The 21,390-nt window shown below is 66.6% G+C and carries 23 protein-coding genes; 2 read left to right on the top strand and 21 right to left on the bottom strand.

What is annotated here, in order from left to right:
* Positions 1-51 precede the first annotated feature (51 nt).
* From HR086_RS11035 to HR086_RS11010, 6 genes are all read right to left on the bottom strand, one after another.
* Positions 52-1,005, bottom strand: a complete 954-nt coding sequence (locus tag HR086_RS11035) for an amidoligase family protein (RefSeq protein WP_174465574.1) — start codon at positions 1,003-1,005, stop codon at positions 52-54.
* A 398-nt stretch (positions 1,006-1,403) separates the two neighbouring features.
* Positions 1,404-2,021: a DUF2924 domain-containing protein gene (locus HR086_RS11030; RefSeq protein ID WP_174465573.1), complete on the bottom strand. Its 618-nt coding sequence runs from the start codon at positions 2,019-2,021 to the stop codon at positions 1,404-1,406.
* 113 nt (positions 2,022-2,134) lie between these two features.
* Positions 2,135-2,359 (bottom strand): hypothetical protein, encoded by a 225-nt coding sequence (locus HR086_RS11025; protein WP_174465554.1) that lies wholly within the window; start codon positions 2,357-2,359, stop codon positions 2,135-2,137.
* A 71-nt stretch (positions 2,360-2,430) separates the two neighbouring features.
* Positions 2,431-2,727 (bottom strand): hypothetical protein, encoded by a 297-nt coding sequence (locus HR086_RS11020; RefSeq protein ID WP_174465589.1) that lies wholly within the window; start codon positions 2,725-2,727, stop codon positions 2,431-2,433.
* Positions 2,728-2,871: 144 nt separating this feature from the next.
* Complete coding sequence (locus HR086_RS11015; RefSeq protein ID WP_174465572.1) at positions 2,872-3,306, bottom strand: hypothetical protein; 435 nt, start codon at positions 3,304-3,306, stop codon at positions 2,872-2,874.
* A gap of 10 nt (positions 3,307-3,316) precedes the next feature.
* On the bottom strand, positions 3,317-5,227 hold the full coding sequence (locus tag HR086_RS11010) for a hypothetical protein (protein ID WP_174465571.1): 1,911 nt from the start codon (positions 5,225-5,227) through the stop codon (positions 3,317-3,319).
* A gap of 165 nt (positions 5,228-5,392) precedes the next feature.
* Between HR086_RS11010 and HR086_RS11005 the strand changes: the two genes are divergently transcribed.
* A complete protein-coding gene (locus HR086_RS11005) occupies positions 5,393-6,586 on the top strand; it encodes a phospholipase D family protein (RefSeq protein WP_174465570.1) in 1,194 nt (397 codons plus the stop codon).
* On the opposite strand, the gene HR086_RS11000 is transcribed toward HR086_RS11005, so the two are convergent.
* From HR086_RS11000 to HR086_RS10945, 12 genes are all read right to left on the bottom strand, one after another.
* Positions 6,583-7,923 carry an Ig-like domain-containing protein gene (locus HR086_RS11000; protein ID WP_174465569.1) on the bottom strand — a complete coding sequence of 447 codons (1,341 nt, stop codon included), beginning with the start codon at positions 7,921-7,923 and terminating at the stop codon, positions 6,583-6,585. The genes HR086_RS11005 and HR086_RS11000 overlap by 4 nt on opposite strands.
* Before the next feature lie 9 nt (positions 7,924-7,932).
* Positions 7,933-8,328: a hypothetical protein gene (locus HR086_RS10995; protein ID WP_174465568.1), complete on the bottom strand. Its 396-nt coding sequence runs from the start codon at positions 8,326-8,328 to the stop codon at positions 7,933-7,935.
* Between the two features lie 5 nt (positions 8,329-8,333).
* Positions 8,334-9,029 carry a hypothetical protein gene (locus HR086_RS10990; protein ID WP_174465567.1) on the bottom strand — a complete coding sequence of 232 codons (696 nt, stop codon included), beginning with the start codon at positions 9,027-9,029 and terminating at the stop codon, positions 8,334-8,336.
* 7 nt (positions 9,030-9,036) lie between these two features.
* Positions 9,037-9,567: a hypothetical protein gene (locus HR086_RS10985; protein WP_174465566.1), complete on the bottom strand. Its 531-nt coding sequence runs from the start codon at positions 9,565-9,567 to the stop codon at positions 9,037-9,039.
* A 1-nt stretch (position 9,568) separates the two neighbouring features.
* Entirely contained in the window at positions 9,569-11,098 is a 1,530-nt protein-coding gene (locus HR086_RS10980) for a baseplate J/gp47 family protein (protein WP_174465588.1), read from the bottom strand.
* A gap of 152 nt (positions 11,099-11,250) precedes the next feature.
* On the bottom strand, positions 11,251-12,033 hold the full coding sequence (locus HR086_RS10975) for a hypothetical protein (RefSeq protein WP_174465565.1): 783 nt from the start codon (positions 12,031-12,033) through the stop codon (positions 11,251-11,253).
* Positions 12,034-12,533: 500 nt separating this feature from the next.
* Complete coding sequence (locus HR086_RS10970; protein ID WP_174465564.1) at positions 12,534-12,914, bottom strand: hypothetical protein; 381 nt, start codon at positions 12,912-12,914, stop codon at positions 12,534-12,536.
* Between the two features lie 10 nt (positions 12,915-12,924).
* On the bottom strand, positions 12,925-13,599 hold the full coding sequence (locus HR086_RS10965; protein ID WP_174465563.1) for a hypothetical protein: 675 nt from the start codon (positions 13,597-13,599) through the stop codon (positions 12,925-12,927).
* An 8-nt stretch (positions 13,600-13,607) separates the two neighbouring features.
* Entirely contained in the window at positions 13,608-14,186 is a 579-nt protein-coding gene (locus HR086_RS10960) for a phage baseplate assembly protein V (protein WP_174465562.1), read from the bottom strand.
* A 10-nt stretch (positions 14,187-14,196) separates the two neighbouring features.
* Positions 14,197-15,447: a phage late control D family protein gene (locus HR086_RS10955; RefSeq protein WP_373564283.1), complete on the bottom strand. Its 1,251-nt coding sequence runs from the start codon at positions 15,445-15,447 to the stop codon at positions 14,197-14,199.
* Between the two features lie 29 nt (positions 15,448-15,476).
* Positions 15,477-15,818, bottom strand: coding sequence for a hypothetical protein (locus HR086_RS10950; protein ID WP_174465560.1), 342 nt, complete (start codon positions 15,816-15,818; stop codon positions 15,477-15,479).
* A complete protein-coding gene (locus tag HR086_RS10945; protein WP_174465559.1) occupies positions 15,818-16,330 on the bottom strand; it encodes a peptidoglycan-binding protein in 513 nt (170 codons plus the stop codon). The genes HR086_RS10950 and HR086_RS10945 overlap by 1 nt, the downstream gene beginning before the upstream one ends.
* Positions 16,331-16,639: 309 nt before the next feature.
* Here HR086_RS10945 and HR086_RS10940 point away from each other — a divergent pair, with 309 nt between their 5' ends.
* Positions 16,640-17,158 (top strand): hypothetical protein, encoded by a 519-nt coding sequence (locus HR086_RS10940; RefSeq protein WP_174465558.1) that lies wholly within the window; start codon positions 16,640-16,642, stop codon positions 17,156-17,158.
* Positions 17,159-17,287: 129 nt separating this feature from the next.
* On the opposite strand, the gene HR086_RS10935 is transcribed toward HR086_RS10940, so the two are convergent.
* Genes HR086_RS10935 through HR086_RS10925 form a run of 3 tightly spaced genes read right to left on the bottom strand, consistent with a single transcriptional unit; the run spans position 17,288 to position 20,937 of the window.
* Positions 17,288-19,972: a phage tail tape measure protein gene (locus tag HR086_RS10935; RefSeq protein ID WP_174465557.1), complete on the bottom strand. Its 2,685-nt coding sequence runs from the start codon at positions 19,970-19,972 to the stop codon at positions 17,288-17,290.
* Positions 19,973-19,975: 3 nt separating this feature from the next.
* Positions 19,976-20,167: a hypothetical protein gene (locus tag HR086_RS10930; protein WP_174465556.1), complete on the bottom strand. Its 192-nt coding sequence runs from the start codon at positions 20,165-20,167 to the stop codon at positions 19,976-19,978.
* The gene (locus HR086_RS10925; RefSeq protein WP_174465555.1) at positions 20,164-20,937 is read right to left on the bottom strand and encodes a hypothetical protein; all 774 of its coding nucleotides are present in this window, start codon (positions 20,935-20,937) and stop codon (positions 20,164-20,166) included. The genes HR086_RS10930 and HR086_RS10925 overlap by 4 nt, the downstream gene beginning before the upstream one ends.
* Between the last annotated feature and the right edge of the window lie 453 nt (positions 20,938-21,390).

Below are 21,390 nucleotides of genomic sequence, written 5' to 3'. Positions count from 1 at the left end.
CCGTTGTCCGTGTCGACCAGGGCCCCGAAGAGCCCTGGCGTGAAGGCCGCTTCAGGCGGCCAGCGCCTCGTTTGTGTTGCCCTGCGCGCCCTCGCTGCCGCCCTGTGCGCCCTCGCTGCCGGGGGTGCCTTCCCCGCCCGAGCCGCGCCTGTCGCGGCGCTGGCCCTTCCAGGCGGCGCTGCCCTCCAGCTTCTTGAGGAGGTGGGTGCGGGCCGTCTTGAATTCCTCACCGATGAGGCCCAGGTGGAGGAGGAACACCCGGAAGTCGTACTTCGCGGTGGCGGGGTTGAAGTCGCGGCGCTTGCTGGAGGCTGCCTTTGAAGCCAGGGCTCGGGCCGCGAGGGCCAACACCAGTTGGACATAGGCCTTCACCTCGCCCGCGTGCACCGAGCCGTTGAAGTAGCGGAATTCAATCGTGCCCCGGAAGAAGAGGCTGTTGAGGTTGAGGCCGTGGTAGCGGCTGGCGTCGTAGCGCTGCGGCGCGAGGTTGCGGCGCCCGTACCAAGCCTCATTCACGTCCTGAAGGGTGCGCGGGCGCCGGGCCTCCAGCCGCTGGAGGAAGGCCCCGTCGATGGGGCGGCAGTACCGGCTGAGCCGCGCGGCGCTCACCCCGAGGGCTGTCTCCAGGAGGCGCTCCTGCTTGTGCACCATCTTCACGAGGTTGGTGACACCCTTGGCCGTGAATCGGCTGCCGTCGACGTGGATGTGGATGCCGGTGGAGGCGTCGGCGCGAGCGCCAGCCTCGCGCGCGGCGCGCACCACGTGCTGTAAGGCGTCCATGTCCTGGTAGGTGAGGATGGGGGAGACGATTTCACCGCTGTACTCCCCTCCGCTCAGCGAGCCGTCCGGCACCACCTTCCAAGTTCGGCCCTGTGAGTCCGTCACCTGCCAGCCCTGGTAGTCGCCGGAAACGCGCCCGCCCACCGCGCCCTGAATCGCGTGGGCCAGCTTCTGGCGGCTGGCGCCCACCGTCTCAATCTCAATCCCAAACCGGAGCGTCTTCATGGAGTTTGCCTCTCGCATTCGCGCGGGGCTGTGGCGCCCGTCGCGAAACACATACACGCTCTTGTGTGCGAATGAGGCAAGTCCACTTCGACGCCCGGAAGGGCGGATTTGGACGTCTGAAATACTTGCGAGAATACGCGGGGTTTCACGCCAGCCGTCTGCTGATGGGGCGCCGACACCCTGCCTGGGCTGGGGCAGTAGGCGGAATTCCAGTGTGTGTAATTGCCTCTGCGGCGGGGCTGGGGCCTGGCGGGTGTGCCCACGCGGATTCCCTTCGCCCGGCCCGCTGGTTCAGCCGGAGGCGCCTCCCATCGGCGCCGGGCTCCTGGGTGGTGCGCGCCGCACGCGGCGCCGGCCGAGGGCGTCGGTGGCTTGTTCTTTTACCGCCATGGCCGTCCTCACTCGTTCTCGTTCAGGGCGAAATGCGCGGCGGCCTCGGTAGCGCCCATTGCCGTGAGTTCGCGGTGGACCGCGCGCATGAAGAAGCGAGTCCGGCTCGGGATGCCCGCGTCGCGCCAGGCCTTGTCCAGGGCCGCGAGGTCCTCCGCGTCGAAGGAGAGGGGGATGACGCGCTTGCCGTCTTCGCGCACCTTCACCTCGCGCTCGGGGCGGGGGCCCACCGGCACACGTCCGGCCTCCGCCTCCCGAATCTTCCACTGGAGGTAGGAGGGGTTGCTGCTGCCCGTCGAGCGCCCGACGACTTCACGGTACTTCGCCTGCAACTCGCCAACCGTCATGGAAGCGAAGCGCCCGCGCTGGCGGGCAGGCTGCGTGCCCTCGGCCGAGGTGGCGCCCCGTGCGGCAGTCGCCGGAGGAGCGGTGGTGGCGGCGGCCGTCGCCCGGCGGGAGGGGTTGCGCTGCTTCTGTGTGGCGAGGGCCTCCTCGATGCGACGGATGAGATACTTCTTGTTGGGGCTGCGCGTCTCCTCGCCCAGGACTTCGCGGTACCGGGCGCGCAGCTCCGTCAGGTTCATCGTCTCCAGCGTCTTCGTCTTCGGTGCGGCGGTGCGGGGCATGGTGGTGTTTTCCTTTTCGGGCCGTGGGTACACGTCTGCCGTTCACGAGAGTGGCCCGGCGGCCCTCGTGCGCTGCTGCCCCGCTGGGCGGGGCATCGGTAGTGGTTGGGGGGCTACTTGGTGGGGGCGTTGCTGGCGTCGCGCTTGCCGGCTTGGTAGGCCGCTTCGAGCGCAGCCTTCACTCCCCAAGCCGACACGTTGTGGAAGTCGAGGCTGTCGCTCCATCGCTTCTCTAGTGTTTCGATGTCCATTTCCTCGCGCGCAATGCGCTCAAGGGTTTCTTCGTGCGCCGGGGCGGGCTTCGTGGTTTTGGCAGGGCGGGGCTTGTGGGGTGTCATTGTTTCGTCTTTCCGTGCGCCTTGGGCGGCGCGCGTGAGACATACACGCTCTGTTTCGCGCGGATGGCAAGTCATTGTGCGCTGGGTTTGCCGAGGTGCGAGAAGCACCCCAAATCAATGGCGCGCGGGTCGACATGCACGAAGGAAGTGGTTCCGTCCGGGCGAATGGGAGCCGCGTCAATGCAGTCCTCGGCCGTGACGCCCCCGAGGTGTGCCAGCTTCTCGTTGTCATTCACGTAGTAGTCGTCCGCGTCCGGGTTGGCGTCGGGGCGGAGGCCGCCGCGCAGCACCGCGAAGATGCGGACCTTTTTCCCTTTGAGCCCGGGGATTTCATTGCCGATGTAGGTGGTGTCAGTGCCGATAAACATGCGTGTCTCCCTGGCGCGCAGTGGGCGGCGCGTGAAGACATACACGCTCTGTCTTGGGGACATGGCAAGTCGAGGGACGGGGGATTCGCGACGCCCCGGGGCCTCTCGGTGCGGGGGGGCTGTTTTGCTGGCAGTGGATGTCTATTAACTGGACTCTTCAGGGGCGCGGGGCTGCTCGTCGGGAGGCATCTCGATACGCAAGCCCTGCGGAAACCAGCGCTCGCGAGCCTCCTGCGACAGGGGCCGTACCGCCACCTTGCCGGCGCCGCCCCCCTTGGGATTGAGCACCGAGTGCAAACGCCCTCGCTCGACGAGCTTCGCGTGGACGTGGCCGACGAGGAGTCGGTGCAGGTGTCCGAAGCTTCCTGGCGCTGGATGTTCCGGCTCGCTCTCGGCCGGGCGGATGAGGAACTCGGTGGAGCGGCACGCAGGACAAGGGGGCAGTTGGACGAGGCCGTCGTCTATGTCCTCCCGGCGGGCGACGCCCACTTCGAGGGCTTCGAGGGAGAGGCGATTGCCGCTGCCGCACCGGGCGCAGCGCTGAAGCACGTCCTCAACGGTGACTTCGTGAATGGCCATGAAGGAGTCCTCACGCGACAGCGGTGTACGAGCCGAACCAGTACGTGGCGGCGAGGGGTTGGAGATTCTGGTGGCTGTAGAAGGCGAAGCCGTCTCTGTCCGGCACCATGACGGTGGGATTGCCGACGAAGCTGCCGCTGGTGGCGTAGGGGCTGAGGGTGATGGAGGAGGGCGCGGTGGGAAAGCGACTGCGGAACGTCACCGAGCCGCCTCCGGCCAGGTTGTCGTGCGCGGCGGTGTCGCTGTTGCTGTACTGGAGGCCGAGCCGGCCCACCTCGCGCACGCTGCCCGCCAACTCGAAGGAGGTGTTGCTGGCGGTGCTGCTCAGGGGGAGTCGCAACGTGCGCGTCCAGGAGGCGAAGGTGGCGGTGAGGCTGGCGTCGTGGAGGAACTCCGCCTCGTTGCGTGAGAGGCGGAAGCCACCTGCAGCGGCCCCGGTGGTGTCCCGGGCCCAGGCGCTCTCATTCCAGGCGGCGTTGAGGGTGAACCACACCGAATCGCCGTCGGCGTAGAGTCGCAGCCGCGCGGCGGCGCCCCCTGCGCCCTGGGCGTCGAGGAGAAGGACGCGGCCGGCGCCGAGGACGGGCTGGAGGATGGCCTTGTGCTGCCCGGTGGCCGTCTCGTTGCCGCGGAAGTGCCCGCCGCTGAAGGCCCCGAGGACTTCGGCGAGGGCGGCTTCCACGGTGCCTGCCGAGAGCAGGTTGCCCGTGTCCGCGACAGAGACGGCGGAGGCCGCATGGGCCGCCGCTCCCTGGGTGACGTGCCCGTTGAGGAAGCCCAGCAGCGCGGCCAGCTGCTGCCGCAGGCTGCTGGCAGGAAGGGCATGGGGAGTCCCGGCCAGCGCATCTCCACCGACACGAGATGCACCGGAGCTTCCGGCCGTTGTCTCGCCGAGGCGAGTGACGGCCTCCTGCAACTGGGCTTGCACGCTGGTGCTGCTGACGTAGCCATGGGGCGAGGCGCCAATGGCGCTGGCGTGGTGTGCCCCGGTAGCCGCGCCCTGGTGGGCATTCACGAAGCCCAGCAGAGAGGAGAGCTGCGCGTCCACGGTGCCCGCCGGCAGGAGGTTGGGCGTGCCGGGCACCGCGTCTGCGCCCACTCGGGAGGCGCCCGGTGTGCCAGCGGCGGCCGAGGAGAGCTCGTCGACGACTTCGTCCACGGCTTCCTGCACGGTGGTGGAGGTGATGAATCCGTGGGGCGCGTAGTCCACGGCACCGGCCTCGTGTCTCCGGGCGGTGCCGGAGAAGTGCCCCGCCAGCTCGGCATCCACCTCGTCCAGCGTCGCCTGCACCGTCTGCGCACTGGGGCTCAGCACGTCCCAGGTGCCGCTCTCCACGGCCACGGAGGTGCCCCGGGCGAAGATGAAGGCCTGCCGGCGGGAGGTGTCCAAGTCCGCGGCGAGAATCTGCGTCTGCCCCGGGCGGCGCCGGACGTCACACAGCAGCAGCTCGTCGGGCTGGAGGGCGGGCTTGGGCGCTTGGCCGACGGGGCCCTCCGGCGCCTGGCGCACCACCAGTTCGAAGGACTCGTCGCGGCGGAAGTACACCTGCTGGGAGTTGCCGTCCGTGCGCGGCTCGGACAGCAGGCGGGTGAAGCGCAGGAAAATGCCCACCCACCGCTCGCTGCCCGAGGTGGAGACGTCGGTGGGGATGCCCGACAAGTCCACCGCGCAGTCCACCGTCTGCCCGGTGCCGAAGAAGATGCGTTGGCCGAGGTTGTCGTAGGCGCGGCCCGGAGCCGTCAGGTCGACGGAGAGATTGGGCACGGGCGAGTGCGGTGCGGGCACGGCCCCGGAGATGACGCCGTGGACGCCCAGGTCCGAGGCGAGGTTGCGGTCGGCCTTCTCGAGGAACGCGAAGGCAAGATTTAGCTCGGCTTCAGTGACGCGCTGACGGAAGTAGAATTGTGTCCTGTCGGACATTGTGTTCCCGGGTGTGGATGGCTCTCTGCAAGGGCAAAGTCAGGGCGCTATGGGCCGGGGACAAATCAGGAGGTAGCGTCTCTTCATATGAACAGTCCTGCCTCTAATACGTCTGTCCTGGTCTCTCTTCCTGAAGCAGTTGGCACTCTGCGGGAGCAGGTGGACGTGTCTGTTTTGGTCTCTCCAGCCGAAGCAACAGATGCTCTGCGGGAGCTGGTGGCGTGGGCTGATGAGATTGTGCTGGCCTATGCCTGGATGGCCGGTGCGAGTGCAGCACGCGAGCATTGGCGCCTCCTTCCGCTTTCGAAGGTTGCTCAGGCGGTCGTTGGAATTCATTTTGCTCAAACCGAACCAGATGTCCTCCGCGCGTTGAGGGGAACTGGCGTTCTTCGGGTGATTCCAGATACTGGCGGTGTGTTCCATCCCAAAGTCCTGTTTGCGCGTCGTGGCGACGAAGCGCGAGCCCTACTTGGGTCCAGCAACTTCACTGCAGGGGGATTTGCTGGAAATACTGAAATCAACGTGCTCTTATCTGGGGCCGCTGCCTGTGGCCAGATGCAACGCATCCGAAGTTTCATCGGTGAGCAGTGGACGCATCCGCGATCATTTGAGCCTGATGATGACTGGATGGAGCGTTACGAGCGAATGTTCGCGTCGAGGCCTCTCCCTCCAATAATGAGGGAGCCGCGCCGGGCACGACAACCAACTGTCGAGAGTCCTAAGGACCTCGACATTGAATGGTCGGACTTCGTCGATCTCATTGGGAGGCAAGAACGACGGTCGCTTAACAACGGGTGGTCGATACACGTCTTCGATTTTCCTGATGGGTCGTATCTGCAGGAAGTTGAGGGTAGCCAGCTGGCGTTTGCTGCCGCCGCGCGATTTGCCGATATTCCACTTGATGGGCGCAAACTCATTGCAGGCTGGGGTGGAGGAAGCGCTGGGTACTTTGGGCGCATGACTGGAGCCGGCTGGTTTAAGAATATGACCTCTGAGCATCCGGAGATGATCGGGCGAGTACTTGACCGATTGCCAATGGACGGAATCGTGTCCTTGGATGATGCCGAACAGACGTTGGAGCAGTTGGTCGCCATTGAAGGCGTGGGGCTCGGTGTGGCGACGCGCCTCGTTTCGATGAAGCGACCCGATCTGTTCCTGCCGGCGAACAACGCGAGCGTGCCTCAGATTTCGCGTGTCTTCGGTGTGCGGCCAAATTCCGTTAATAGATTCAGAGAAGTGCTTGAGCAAATCTGGGAGTACCCTTGGTTCTCAGCGCCGGAGCCCCGCGGTAGACAGGAGCGGAGGATTTGGCGCGCCCGAGTGGCCCTTCTGGACGCAATCTTCTACGAACCCGTCTAACTCTGCAGGACGGTCGTCTCACTCAGCTCGCTGATGCTCAACTCCCAGTGCTCGGGGATGACAGGCGGGAGGGGCTCCACCAGATCCACGAAGTGGGTGTGGGCGGGTTTGAGGTAGTCGACGAGGGTGCGCAGGCGCTGGCGCTCCGCAGGCGAGAGGAGGCGTCCCGCCTCGACGTTGAACGCGTAGCGGGCGAAGCGCTCCGAAGGGCCCATCACCCAGTCGACGCCCAAATCGGACTCGCCCAGCACGAGGGTGTCCGAGGCGAAGGGGGAGATGGCCCTCACCTCGATGCCGAGGAAGAAGCGGATGGCGTTGCGCAGGCCCAGGGCCGTGCCCTTCTGCTGGTACATGTCCACGAGGACGGAGGCCAGCCGGCGCCGGGCGAGGACGTCCAGCTCGAAGGCGAAGGGGTTGCCCAAGTCCTGGAGGATTGCGTCGAGGAAGGCCTCGGGCGCGCGCTCCAAGTCAAAGACGCCGGGGAACGCGTCCAAGTCCGCGAGGAGCAGGTCCGTCATTTCCTGGAGGCATGCGATGAAGCGGTGCAGGTCGCCCGTCACGTCGTCGCGACGGTTGTGGCGGGGCAGCATGTCCCAGAGCTGGAAGCTCCGGGAGGGCGGCCGGGCTGGACGGAAGCCCGTGAAGGGTGCGCGGTGGTAGGGGGCGAGCACCGGGTTGCCGTGCGTGTCCGTCACGCCCTCCACGCGGACCTCGTACACCACATCCGGCGTCAACTCCGTGTCGAGGACGAGGTGGACGAAGGGGCCGTCCGCCGCGGCCTCGAGGGAGGCGACTGGGACTGCGGGCGAGCTGCGAGCGGTGAAGGTGAAGTGCGCAGTGGGCAGCACCCGCACGTCCTCGTCGAAGGCGAGGCGCACCGACTTGGGCCCCACGGCCTGCGCACCCACGAGGCGCGGGGCCGTCCTGTCCTCCACGGTGAAGGTGTACGTCTCGTCGAGGAGGTGCGCGCCGCCCACCGTGGCCGAGACGACGCGCACGGAGACGGCGGCCTGGCTGGCCAGCGGCACCGCCGGGTGGAGCACCACCCGCAGGGTGTCCGCCGTCTGCGTCACCTCCGCCAGCGGCCCCGCGAAGGCGGGTTGCACCTCGATGCTGTCCCCGCCCGCGAAGGCGAGGACTCCGTCCACCCAGACGCGGGTGGCCGCCCGGGCAATACCATCCGTGCCGACGTCCACCACCTCCAGCTCCAGCGCGGCATCGATGGGGACGTCCTCCTCCCCTGGGCCCGGAGCGCGGTTGAGGAGGAGGGGACGGCGCGTCTCGGTGAAGAGGGAGACGGTGTCGATGTAGAGAGCGGGCAGCTCAACCGTGGCCATAGAGGCACCTCACGAGGAGACAAGCTCCAGGCGGACGCCCACTGTGTGGACACCGGAGAGCTTCGAGACGTTGGCGGCCATGTCCCCGACGAGGCGCTCGCGGCCGGGGCGCCCGAGGCAGCGGGCGTACTTCACGCCGTCCACGACGAGGGATGCTTCCCAGGCCAGGCCCGCCAGAGCTGCTGAACGCACATGGAGGCGCAAGGCGGCGCGGACCAGAGCCACGTCGGTGATGTCTACCGGCTGCGTCACCTCGGCGAAGTCCCCAGGGGCCAACTCGAATCGGCGCCCGGGCTCCTCGTCGCCGAGGACGAAGAGGTACTCGCCCGAGGCGGGCGTGGTCCGCTGGGGCCGAATGCGCCCCTGGCCCAGTCCCAGGCGACTGGTGAAGGCGTTGAGGGCCATGGGCGTTACACCTGTCGGGATAGCTCGAGCGAGTCGAAGTAGGCCCGGCGGGTGACGTCCCGCACGGCGAAGCCGAAGCCGCCACGGCCCGAGGTGAGGGGCTGGCTGCCGGAATTGATGCCGAGGGCGTCATCGATGAAGGCGGCCATGCCCGGCAAGGGCTGCCAATCGGGAGGCGTGCCGAGCGGGTGCGCGGCCAAGTCATTGTGGAAGGACTTGAGGACGACGTCGCCGTTGGCGTTGACGATGACGTCCAGTCGCAGGTGCAGCCACGTGCCCTGGGTGAAGCTGGCCGAGGATTTCAGCAAGACGCCGGGGCCGTCCGCGTCGGGAAGCCCCGTGGCCACCGCGCCCTTGCGCAGCACCACCCGATGCGGCTCGTCGTCGGAGAGGCCCAGGAGGTAGGCAGCGTCGTTGACGGAGCTGCCCTGTCCGCAGAGGAAGAGGAAAGGGGCGAAGCCGGTGGGGCCGCCGCCGGGCCCGCGCTGGATGCAGCCGCGGATGCTCCCGCCCCTGGCCATGGGGGCGAAGTCCGGCAGGTTGGCGAAGAGGGCAACGGCGCCCTGCGCGGCCGACAGCGAATTGAAGGCGAAGAGGAAGTTGCCACCCCCTGGGGGCCGGGCAATGCCCGCCGTCACCCCCCTGTCCACGGTGGCAATGTCCAGTCCGCCATTGAGGTAAGTCCAGTCTGCGTTTGCCATGGTGTCCTCACTGCGTGGTGGCCGTGGGCCACCCGGTGTTGAAGTCCTCGGTGGGCTGGCTGGTGTCGAAGAGGGCCGCGCGCGCCGTCACGCCCTCCCAGCGCCAGGCATAGGCCTCGTGGGTGTGCCAGGGCTGCTCGAAGTCCTCCCGCGGCGAGTCGCTGAAGGGGCCCGCCACGGAGGTGACGTCCGCCCAGTCCGCGAGGAAGAGTCCCTGGACCCACGTCTCGACGGGCTGTCCCTCGAAGAGGTGTGGGACGAGCTGAGCGGGCGGCAGCTCGAAGAGGAAACCGTCGTTGTCCCAGCCCCGCGAGTAAGCCTCGAAGCCCTCGCGCTGCCCGGAGAAGAAAGCGAGGGCCACGGAGACGTCGGCGAGGGTGGCGCGCCACACGTACCAGCGCTCGAAGTCCTCGCAGGACTCCTCCGGCACCCCGAAGCCCGCGAGGACCTCAAGGCGCGCTACCGCCGTCAGCGTCCAGTGCGCCGCCTCGCCAGGCCAGGCGCCCGCGTCTTCGAAGCTGGGATTGAGAAGGGCCATGTCAGAAGCGCCCTCCGGTGTCCCCGTCCTGGAGCGTGACGTTGCCCAGCACCGGCAGCTCACGCATCGTCAGCTTCACGTCCGCGGGCAGGCCGTTGAGTGTCAGGTCCATTCGCGAGTCGCCCAGCTTTCGAACTCCCGCCACGTCGCGGACGGTGTTGAAGACGTCCGACCAGGCCACCTCGCCGGCCGGGAAGCCCTGGGCGTTCTTGAGGTTGAAGCCGAAGTCGATGCGCGGGTTGGGTGTGCCGTCCGGCTCACTGACACGGAAGTGGACAGTCAGCGCATGGCGGACGCGCGTAGCGACTTCCTGGGGCGAAGCGCCCTGGCGCAAGAAGAGGCGCGCGGAGACGTCCACGTGTCGGTACACCGGCTCCTGGACGCTGACCTGGAAGGTGAGGGTGCAGGGGTAGACTTCGGTGACTTGCCGCAGCACCTGGGCCTTGAGCGCGGGCGTGGGGACTCCGCCGCCTTGGGGCACCACGTAGAGGATGCCGGCATTCTCCCCAATGGTGGCGTCTTCGTTGGACGTCAGCATGAGGGCGCGAGCCACTCCAGGCAGGCGCCGGGCGTTAATTTCAAAGTCCTCGCGGGAGACGGTGCGTGTCAGCGCGCGAAGACTCTCGGGGGCAAGCAGCTTCGCGGAGGCGACGGACTGCCTGTCCACGCCGCCCGAGGCGGGGGCTGGGTTGTGGACGGACACCTGTACCGCGTGGCCGTGAGCGTCCCGGAAGCTGCCCTCCACGACGACGAGGCGCCCCGCGTCCACGTTGCCGGCGGCGCCGCCACCCGTCTTGTACACCACCGCCACGGTGCCAGCTGGCGGTAGGCCGTTGGTGCCGGTGCCGAAGCGGATGGTGGCCTTGTCTCCTTGATCGACGCTGACGAGGAAGTGGGTGTCGGAGGCTCGCGAGTTGAGGAGGGTGTCAACCTCGATGAAGGCGCCCTGGGCGGTGGACACCCGGGCCGAGCCGTCGAGGTACGGGCCGAAGTCCAGGTGCGCCTCGAAGTCGGCGAGGCCGCGGGCGTCGAAGAGCTGGGTGTGCGTCTTCGAATGCTCGGCCACCGCGGCGATGCGCGGCGGGTTGGCGCCGGCCGGAATGGTGGCGGACGAGAGGAGCTGGAAGCGGACAGCCTCCGTCACCTCCTGGGTGCGGACGACGGTTCCAGCGGGGAAGGTGAGGGGGGCTGCGGGAGGTTGGGCCAGGCGCAGCTCCACCTCGGCCGTGGCAGCCTGGGCGCCGTGAAGCCGGTAGCCCAGCATGCGCGCCAGGGCGATGACGTTGCGGCGCTGAGTGGCGGTGGAGAGGCGTGACTCGCGGGCGAGGTTGTCCTGGTAGCTGCTGAGGACATCGCCGACGAAGGCGTACATCTCCAACAGGACATTGCCGAAGCTGGCGACTTCGAAGTCGCTCCAGTCGGGGAAGATGCTCTTCACGAGCGCGATGAGGCGCCCACGGAGGGCGTCGAAATCGCGGTGGGTGTAGTCGGTGGACGCAGGAAGAAGTGGCACGTCGGCGATGGCCTCCAGCAGGAAGCAAAGGCTCGTGGCTCACCAACCAGGGGACATGTGGCTCTCGTTTGTTCCCTGCGCCAAGCGTAGGGGGCTTCCGCAGGAGGTGCGGCGAGAAGCCCTTCTTATTTTTGTCTGTGGGCGTACGACTGATGTGACGGGTGCAATGATTAGGGTCTTAGAACCACTGAATTCTCGATTTGATTGCCGTTCGCATCGAAGAGGAAACTGTACCTACCCGCTCTGACTAGTGCTGAGATGTGATCACGGTCAGGGTGAGTGTGCAATGTGTTCTCAAGAGCCGCAAATAGAAATTCTCCGAATGGTGCTACCGGCGGAGAGATGAGTCGCACTTCGCGCGGACGGCTTCCTTCAATGGTGTGGCCATCTTTGTTGAAGATGGAGTGGAACAATGGCCGCTCTTCTAGGTTGGCCGATATGAAGGAAATGTGAGCGAAGATCTCGCGTAGTTGTGCAGGCGCTAGCGGCGCACGAATCCTGTCGAGGTCATTCATGAATGAACTCAGTGCCGCACAGCTGTCATCGAGTACGGCAATGAGGCAGAAGTCATTGATGCGAAGGAGGATTGATTTTGAGGTGTAAATGTCTGCGAAGTCGAATGGCTCAATGACTCCGTTCGCCTGTTTGGCGGGGAGGAGTATCAGAGAGCCAAATACCTCTCTCTTCAATGTGGCGCGTGTGAAAAAGGAGCGCGCGACGGCATGAATATGGTGGAGTTCGACATGGTCGTAGGCATCGGCAAGTCTACGGAGGTCGCCTGATCGGCGATCTCTTGTCTGGAATAAACTCCCGTCTTTCAGATGGGTCTTGAGGAAAATGAGAGAGAGCCAGCAGAAAATTAGCCCGGGGCCGTCATCTCTGATGAATTGCTCAATCTGCTCGAATCCGCCTGTGCATAATTCTCGGATGGGGTTCTCGAAAGTCTGCCCCATTAGCGAATTGCAACTTGTGCAACACGGGAGTGTGTATTGTCTGTATGTGAGACTGGTGCGATTGGGGAGTGTGATTGTGTTCTGAAATAGGTTGAATTCCCGCAGCAGCCATTTGGGGAGAATGTGCTCGTCGTTGAATGGATTTCCTGTGGTCCGACTGGTGCCGCAAATGAAACAGAAGTCTCCCCTTACTATGTCGCGGTCAAAGCGCTCTGGGCTGAATAGTAGAACGCGGCCATCGGTTGACTCTATGGAGCCATCTGGCGCTTGGATGATTAGGTCGGTCATTGTTGGCTGGTGTGAGGGCCTGTTGGCTGGTCCAATTGGAGTCCTAGCTCCGTGCAGCTTACTCCCTGTGGCCTCTGCGTGCCTACTCGGTCCGACGAGGCTTCATGTTAGCTCTCGGCTTGGGTATTCCGCCTGTTGAACGTGCTTGAGATGTCGGTGCTGGTGCGTGGTAAGCGTTCTGGGGAGTAGCGGGTTGTGGACTGAGATGGACTTCATTCTTCGAGATGCACGTCCGCGGCTGTTGTCGTGTCATGTTCATGTACCCGAAGATGAATCCTCAGGCTTGTACTGGTTTGCTCAACTCTAGTTTGCATGAGCTGGACGCCAGGCAGCCAGCGAGCGAGGGCGTCACGGACGTACACGCGTGCCAGTTCCGCCAGCACGGCGTCGTTGCGCTGGTGTCGAAGTCGCGCGAGCCCGGCCCCGAAGCTGGTGCGCCAGGGCAGCTCGCCATAGGAGTGGGGCGCCGCCCCCTCCGTGAGCAGCACCTGCCGCACCTTCGCGGCGAGCAGCTCGGCCCCGGTGCCGGAGGCGAAGTCCCGCTTCTTGTCGCGCCTGAAGGGGACGAGGAGGTTCTGGGGCTCTCGACTCATGACTTCCTCCTCACGGAACCGGGATGGCCGCGCGAACCTGCTGCAGGGTGCGGACGATGGCGTCGAGGGGCGCAATGGCCTCTTCCAGCGCACTCCCCTCGAGGCTGGAGAAGTCCGGCACCTGGGGACCGCCCACCAGCCCCAGGAAGACGTTGAGGAGGGCCATGAGCTGGGAGAGAGCGGCCAGGGCCTTGCCGACGTTGGCGGCCTCTTGCGCGACGTTGGCCTCCGCGCAGCCGGCCACCGCCAGGAGCCCCGCGTCTCCAAGCTGGGCGGCGCGCAGTCGGGCCCGTGACACACTCGACAGGCGCAGATGCAGGTGGAGGAGCTGGCCACGGGCCTGACCAAGCTCGCCCAGGACGATGTCGATGACACCCACCACTGCGAGTGGCACCGAGAGCTGGGGGACGAGGCGGAGCAGCTTGGACACCTTCTCGGACAGCGCCGGCAGGGCCGCGGCGATGGCTGTCGGGTCCGGCGGCGGCCCCAGCGCATCCGGGATGGCCTTCACGACTTCGACGAGAGCCAGCACCGCGCCGATGATGTCGAAGAGGGGCGTGAGCGGCGCGAGCGCCGGCTGGACGGCCTGCAGGAGTTGGTGGTGTTGCAGGGTGGCGCCGCCAGGCAGGGTGAGCGTGGACGCCTCGGGCAACGGGGAGATGTGGATGCAGATGGGCAGTGCCATGGGCTTCCTCAAATCGGCTCGGCGATGGGGCGCACCACTCGCCCGGCAATGGTGACTTGGGCGGCCTCCAGGGAGATGGCGCCGAGCGCGCGCAGGGTGAGGGCTGTGGTGGCCTCGAGGGTAACGGTGTTCTCCTCCGCGTCGAAGGTGAGGCAGTCGCCCGTCTTCCGGTTGGTGAGCTTCAGCTTGCGGTGGCCCGCGGACTCGTCCAACTCCACGCGGAAGGTGGGGGTGGCGAGGACGCGGTTGTCGGGCGGAGACACCTGGGCCTCTTCGGGCACCTCATTCTGGCCGCCCGGCTTCCCCCAGTTTCCGGGTAGGAAGTACGGAGCGTCCACGTCCCCCTGATTGAAGAAGACGGCCACCTCGGCGCCCACGTGCGGCACCGCGAAGAAGCCCGTGTCCTTGGCCCCGCCCCCGGAGGTGCCCAGGGGCCATGCCCAGGCGGACTCGGGCTCGACGACGCCCGGAATGCACACGCGGACGCGGCCGAGTCTCTCCGCGTCCTCGCGCTGGGTGACGTAGCCCACGTACATGCCCAACAGGCGAGTGTCATGGGTGTGGATGTCATCGTCGAAGGTGCTCATGGTGTGTTTCTCACTGGGGTGGGCTGTGGCTCGCCTCGGGGTCACCCGCGCCAAGGGGCTGCCCGTCATGGCGGTACTCGACGTGTGTGCGTCCCGACTTCTCGTCGACGACTTCCAGCTCCGTCAGCACGCCGCCCGTTGCGGGCGCACAGATGTTGGGTTGGCCGCCTTGGGGCTGTCCCTGCTTCTCGGCGCTGGCTTGCTGACGCTGGCCCGTGCCGTCGCGCGACAGCTTCAAGTCCGTTGTGTAGCCGGAGAAGGAGAGGACGTGCTTCGCCTCGGTGACGTAGTACTTGCCGGACAGGAAGCTGGAGATGCCGCGCACTTCGACCACGGACTTGGCGCGCAAGCTGGGATTGCCCACCACCTGAAGGGACAGCTTCACGGTGCCGGCCTCCGCGCGTCTGAAGCGGGCCTCGGCCTCGCGCTGGGCCTGGGCAGGCGTTGAGGCGGAGGTGGGCTGGACGCTGGTGGTGGCGTTGCGGAGCTGCAGCGAGGTGGTGCCTGTTTGCTTCTCCACCACATCGAGGAAGTCAGCGAGGGTGGTGCGCGGCACGGTGCCACTGCTCGCCTGGGCCTCGATGTTCGTCTTCGACTTGGCGTCCCGCCCGCGCACCTGCGCTTGTCCCACCCGGCGGCCCAACTCGGATTCGACGTTGACGGAGAGGATGTCGCCCCGGCCCGCGTCGGAGTACCACCACAGTACGTGAGTGGGGGCGGAGGCCTGGTTTCGGGAGGCGAAGGAGAGGCCCCTGTCATCGACGTGGAACTCGAACTCCTCCCGGGCGGCCAGGCGCCGCAGGAAGCGCGCATCCGTCTCCCCGGCTTGGTGGATGGTGTCGAAGGACTCCCCCGTGTCCTCGACGCGGACGGAGTCCCCCTCGTAGCCGTATTCAGCGGCCACCTCGCGCACCACCTGTCCCCTTGTCTTGCCGGCCCAAGTGCGCGTCTTCGCCTCTCGGTGCATGAGGGTGCTGAGGGCCTGGCCCTCGACGGTGAGGAGTTGGAAACCCTTCAGCTTCGTCACCACGACCCGACGCACGGGCGCCATTTGGCCCGGGTAGCCCCAGGACACTTCCAGCACCGCGCCGCCCACCAGCTCCGCCCTGTCAAAGAGGGACAAGTCGAAGTTGTCCAACTGGAGGGAGAGCTTGTCGGCCTTCGTCGCGGATTCCTCGAAGGTGAGTCCGAGGACGCGGCCCTCAAGGTAGAGCGGCTCGCCTCCGCGGGCCCTCTCGTGCGCCAGCAGTATGAGGCGCACGCCAGGCGCGCTCCTGTCGAGAGGCCGCTTCATTCGCTGGCCCTCCGCCGCTGCTCGCTGAGGATGACGTCGGTGAGGACGCGCAGTGAGGGGATGTAGACGCGCCGCCCCGCCTCCAGCTCCAGCGTCGCGTCGATGATGGGCTCCGGCTGGAAGTCAGCGATGGCCCACCAGAAGCCGCAGGCGCGCGGGAGGGAGGCGAAGTAGCGGCCAGCCAATCCCCAGAGGGAGTCGCCCTGGGCGACGAGGTGGACGCGCGTGTCCGCATGCGGCTGGAAGCCGTAGGGGACTCTCTCCGTGAGGTAGAGGCGGCCCACCTCGTCCCGGAGGCCGAGGGAGAAGGAGTAGCGACTGCCAGCGTGAGGGGCCACTACGGCACCTCCTGGCGGAGCTGCTCGGAGGTGACGCGGGTGTCCAGCACCTCCTCGAAGGTGACGGTGGCGGTGTAGACGAGGACTCGGCCGTCGACGGCGAGCTGGCGGTAGTTGAACTCCACGCTGGCGACGACGCACTCCACGGTGAGGACGCCGGGCCAGAGGACAAGGACGCGCGGAGGCGCCGTCGCCAGCACACCCTCGGTACCCGCCGGAGGAACGGTGAGAGCGCGGAGGAAGGCGCGGAACGCCATGACGTTGCTGGCCCCCGCCTCATGGGCGGCGAAGAAGGCGTCCAGGTAGAACTCGACGCCCGAGAGCTGCCGGTTGGAGGTGCCCTGAAACTGGAGCACCTGGTGCGAGAGGCCCGGCACCGCCAGGCGATTCCAATTCACCTGGAGCTTCTCGATGAGCTGTGACGGGTTGAAGAGGCACTCCATGGCCTCACCAGTGAGGACATTCACGAGGACGCACCGGGGACTCCGGGTGAATGCAGATGCGAGGGACATTGCCGAGGCTCCTCCGTGCCTCATGCAAAGTCCTCAGCCCTGTGACGGGGACACCAAGCCGTGCCTTTTTCTTTCCTGGAGATGCGCGGAGCTGGCGGTCGCCAAGGCGTGTCAGTTTCCGCGCAGGGCTGGCGTGAGTCCCCCGTTTGGCCCTCCACGTTGCTGCGGGCCGTGGTGCTGCGACTTTGCATGCACCCTGGTGTGTCGGGGTAGCTTCGGCTGTGGCGGGAGGCTTACGGAGACATGGGATTTGCTGCGTGCTGCATCGGCTTCGAGGGGGCAGTACCTTCCTTCGAGATGCTGCGGGACATGCTGGCTGAGCGGTTGGGAACGCCCATTGACCTCCTTGAGACGCCACCGGGCTTCTGGGTCGGCATGGGGCTGTCCCGCGGGCGATTGAGGGGATTCTCGATACTCCGCCTTGAGCACGCGTTAGAGCCCGAGTGGGATTTCGAGACGCCCGCGGATGAACTCCTTCTTCAAGTCCTGGCCGAGCTCGGAGGCAGGCGGGAACTCGTCAATTCTCCCGCGCCTCGTCGAGTGAGGAACCGCTTCTATTTCGCAGGCGCGTTGCCGACACCCGCGCAAGTCGAAGCGCGCCTCACGCTGGCAACGGGCATCGCCTCCTCGAAGCCGGCCTATGAATTCCCCATGGACCATGTGCTGTGCGCACCGATGCTGGGGAGCGAGTATGGCGTGGTGTCACTCTCCGTCGAGCCCTATGGGATTTGCCTGACGACTGGGCCTGACGGCGCCCTCTTCACGGAGGCGTGTTCCGCGTTGGAGTCGCTCGGAGGGCGCGAACTGGAGGATGCTCTCGGGCCATAAGTGCGTGGGGGTAGTTGGACTTCGTCAACGCGAGGTCAGGCAGAGAGGATGCCGACCGCGCTCCGTCAAGAGGCTTGAGCGGTAGCTGGTAGTGGCGGCCCCGTTGAAAGAGGAAACAGGCGGAGCATGTCAGTAAGCGGGCATGGGGGAGAAGCTGCGGGAGGCGGCGTCTCTCTCGGCGCGCGCCGTGGCCTGGGCGAGTACCTCCCCGTCCACCTGAACACTCACGTGGACGGGCGGACTGGACGACGAGGCCGGCTCCGAGGAGAGCACCTCCGCCTGGGGCAGTGAGGCCTGGAGGGCAGCCACCGCCGGCATGGACGAGGACTCCAGGGGCCACTCCACGGGCGAGGAGGAGTCCACGGAGGTGACGGGCGCGGCGGTGGTGTTGCCGGAGTCCTCGAGGCCGAAGGCGACAGACAAGTCCCGGTGGAGGCTGAGTCGGGCCGTCCGCAGGGACTGCTGCAGGCCTGTGTCCGCGCCGAAGAGGCTCGCCACCGCGTCCACCACACCGAGGAGGGTGCCCACCAACTCCAACAGGACGCCGGAGATGCCGTCGACGACGCCGAAGACGATGAGCTTCAGGCCTCGCCACGCCTCGGCCCAATCACCGGTGATGGCGCCGCTGAGCAGCAGCACTACCCCCCAGAAGACGTCGACGATGGCGGAGAAGGCCGCCATGGCGGCGTTGAGGACGCCCCCCACCACGGACACCACGAGGGAGACGGCGGACACCAGCACACCCACGACGGTGGTGATGTTGCCGATGGCAAAGCCGAAGGCTTGCCCCATGAGTGTCCACACGCGGGTGCCTTCCTCGGCGGCGGTGGAGGTGCCGAAGATGCCGGAGAGGGCACTGCTCAAGACGCGGCCCAACTGCTTGAGGCTGCCCATGAGGACGTCGACGCCGGCCTTCATGTAGTCCCACTCGCCCGCCAGGCCTTCCACCACCTCCGCAGCGGCCGTCATGCCCATGACGACGAAGTCGAAGACGCGGGCGAGGGCGTGTCCCACCGTGGCCCCCGCGTCGCCGAAGGCGGCGAACTTCGCCGCTGCTGTGGCCGCGTCGTTCCTCTCGGAGAGGAAGCCCAGCGCTTCGCCCACCCGCCCTAGCGTCGCCTGGAAGGCCTCGAGGGTGGGGCGCGCGGCTTCGAGCCCTGAGGAGAATCCGTCGACGAGGCCCGAGAAGAAGCTGTGGAGGCGATGGCCCCACAGATAGAGGTTGATGAGGAAGTCCTTCAGCCCGGCATTCTCCGCGAGGGCAAGCTCCGCCCTCACCGCGCCAGAGAACCCCCCGTCGGTGAAGAGCTGGACGAGGCCGCCGAAGGCGAGTGTCACCCGCTCCTTCACGCGCTCGACGAAGTCGCCCAGTCCGCCGAGGTTGTTGCGGACGGCGTAGGCGAGGCCAGCCACCGCGACGCCGAGGAGGATGACGGCGCCCACGGCCGGAAGCACCGTGGCGAGCAACCCACCCACGGTGAGGCCCAGCACCTTGAGGCCCACCACCAACAGCGCCAGGCCCACCTGGCCGGAGACGACGGCGCCGACGAGGGCGATGACGCCCCCGGCAGCCAGCGTGAAGGCCGCGAGGGCACGCTTCACGGGGCTGGGCAATGCCTCGAAGACGCCCAGCACCGTCTTCACGGCGTCTGCAAGGAGGGCAACGAGCGGCTTCAACACCGCCTCGAAGGGTTCCCCCAGAACGATGGCCAACGCCTTCATGCGCCCGGCCAGCAGCTTCGTCTGCCCCTCGTAGGTGTCGAGCATCTGCTGGCGGAACTTCTCGGCTGTGCCCCCTGCATTCGTGAACTCGTCGCGCAGGTACTCAAGGGCCGCGCCGCCGCGGACGACTTCGCCGGTTTGCTTGCGCACGCCGTCGGTGAGCTGCTTGAGGATGGCATTCACGCCACCCAACGCCTCGCGGCCGAACGTCTTCAAGAGAAAGGCACTGCGCTGGGCCGCCGTCATCCGCTCGAGAGCAGGGGACAGCTTGTCGAGGATGCCGAGGAAGCTGAGGAAGTTGCCGCCCGCGTCCGTGACGGAAACACCGACGCTGCGCAACTGCTGCTGCACCTCCGGGTCCGCCATGCGCTCCATGGCGACGGCCACGGCGGTGGACGCGCGCTCCACGCCCGGGACGACATTCTTGACCAGGCCCAATGCGATGAGCGTCTCGGGCAACTCCTGGTTGAGGGCCTGCGCGCCTCGGGCTGCGGTGCCCAAGGCCAGGGGCAACTCATTCGCGGAGAGGGCGAAGACGTTGACGGCCTGGAGCATCTGGTCGACGGAGAGGGAGGCCTTGTCGGTGGAGAGGCCGAAGGCCTTCATGGCCTGGGACGCGAGGCCCGCCGCACCCTGGGGCGTCAGCTCCCCCAACGAGCCACCGGCCAGGTCCAACACGGGCTCCAAGAGCTCAATGGCCTCGGCGGCGGTGAAGCCGGCTTGGGTGAGCTCTCGCAGGCCCAGCACGGACTCCGTGGGGGTGAACTGCGTGGCGAGGCTTGCTTCGAGGGCCGCGTCACGTAGCTGCCGCAGCTCTTCGGCCGAAGCTCCGGAGACGGCGGCAACCCCCGCTACGGCCTGCCCGAACTCGCCTGCGGCGTTCGCCAGAGACAGCGACGCTCCGATGGTGACGGTGCCGGCAGTGAAGAGGGCCATGGCGACGCCGAGGCGTTGGAAGGCACCCTCGATGCGGGCAGTGCCCAACCCCACGCGCCTGTCGAGGGACATGAAGTTGCGCTCGACGCCTTGAAAGGTGTTGGAGGCCAAGTCTCGTGCCGTGAAGACGAAGCCCATGCCGAGGTTGTTGAGCACGCGCTACCTCCGCTTCGCGGACTTCGCCAAGGCCTTCGCCTCGTGGCTGCGTTGTTGACTCATGCGCTCCAGGAGCCAGTCCCTGTCCGAGGTGGGCAGCTCCAGGGCGTCACCGAGGGGGGCGGCGAGGCCGCTTCCGCCGTGCTGCTGCCAGCACAGGTTGAAGAGGCCCTCGCGCCACGTTTCCAGCGTCACGCTGGGGAAGAGGTGGAGCGCTCCCGGCGCCTCGCCGTCCGGGCTTGACCCGGAAGGAAGAAGCCCCGGTCGAAAGGGAGTTCCACCTCCTGGCGGATGAAGCACTCGGGGCACTCGACTTCGAGGGTGGTGTCCACGCCGCAATCCACGCGGTCGAACTCGTCGACGAGGTAGTCGGCGTCGCGCAGGGTGAGGTCCTCAACGAAGCGACGCTTGTCGCGCGCGTCCACGCCGTCGACGTCCAGCACCCGGTAGGCGAGGACGGAGGACAGCAGCTTCTCGGGCGCCGCACGCTGCAACTGCGGCAGCCGCCGCTCGTCCTCTCCCGTCATCAACTTGAAGCGCACGCGCTTGCCGGCTTCGGGCAAGGTAACCTCGAGGCGGTTACCCGCCATGAAGGACGCGCGGCTCGCATCCGAGAGGGCGCGCACGGGGAGTTGCGTCAAATCCAGCTCCCAGTCGATGCGGGCCCGGCAGGAGGCCGCCTGACAGGGGACGGCGAAGACATACTCGGGGCCGTAGGTGAGAACGCGCACCTGGAGCAGGGCGAAGAAGCGGTCCCCCTGCAGCACCTGGCCCCAGTCCACCTTCCCTTCGGCGAAGGAGTAGGGTCCTGGCTCCAGCAACTCCTCCCAGCAGGCAGAGAGCAGCTCATCCACTTGGCCGCCGCTCTTCGCCAGCTTCCTGTCAGCGAGGACCCGCTCTTCTCTCACTCGCATGCCGCGAATGCGGCCCGTCAGCCCCGAGGGGCACGAAATGATGTCCGCCATGTCCTTCCTCCGGGAAGGACAAAGGCCTCGGGCGGGAAATTGGGGACATGGTGTTTCTGTCGCTCAGCGCTTGAGTGCGTCATGAGCCACGACCACCTCGAGACTATGTCCTCCGTCGCGAAGTACTCAGTAGTGACCCGAATTCAGTCATTTTAGATCGGATGAGGCAGGGAGAGCCGCGGCTTTGCGCCCTCTCATTTGAGAGTTGGTCGTGGGCAACGGAATATGATGCTCCTGGTATGCTTGGCACTTGAAGCCGGCATCGGTCACGATAAACGAAGTGGGAAGGTACGGGTTAACGTGGTGATGCGTATTTGATGTCGCTTAGAGCCTCTATCAAATGTGAGGATAGAGGCTTCGGAAGAGCATGACGCAGCAGCCGAGGACGAGGAAGCCGAAGTGGATGTCGTCCCTGCGCTCGTCACGGACACGGAGCCGACGAAGTTGATTCTT

Origin of the sequence: Myxococcus sp. CA039A (assembly GCF_013336645.1) — a bacterium.
Lineage (GTDB): Bacteria > Myxococcota > Myxococcia > Myxococcales > Myxococcaceae > Myxococcus > Myxococcus llanfairpwllgwyngyllgogerychwyrndrobwllllantysiliogogogochensis.
This window is presented reverse-complemented; position numbering and strand designations above follow the sequence as displayed.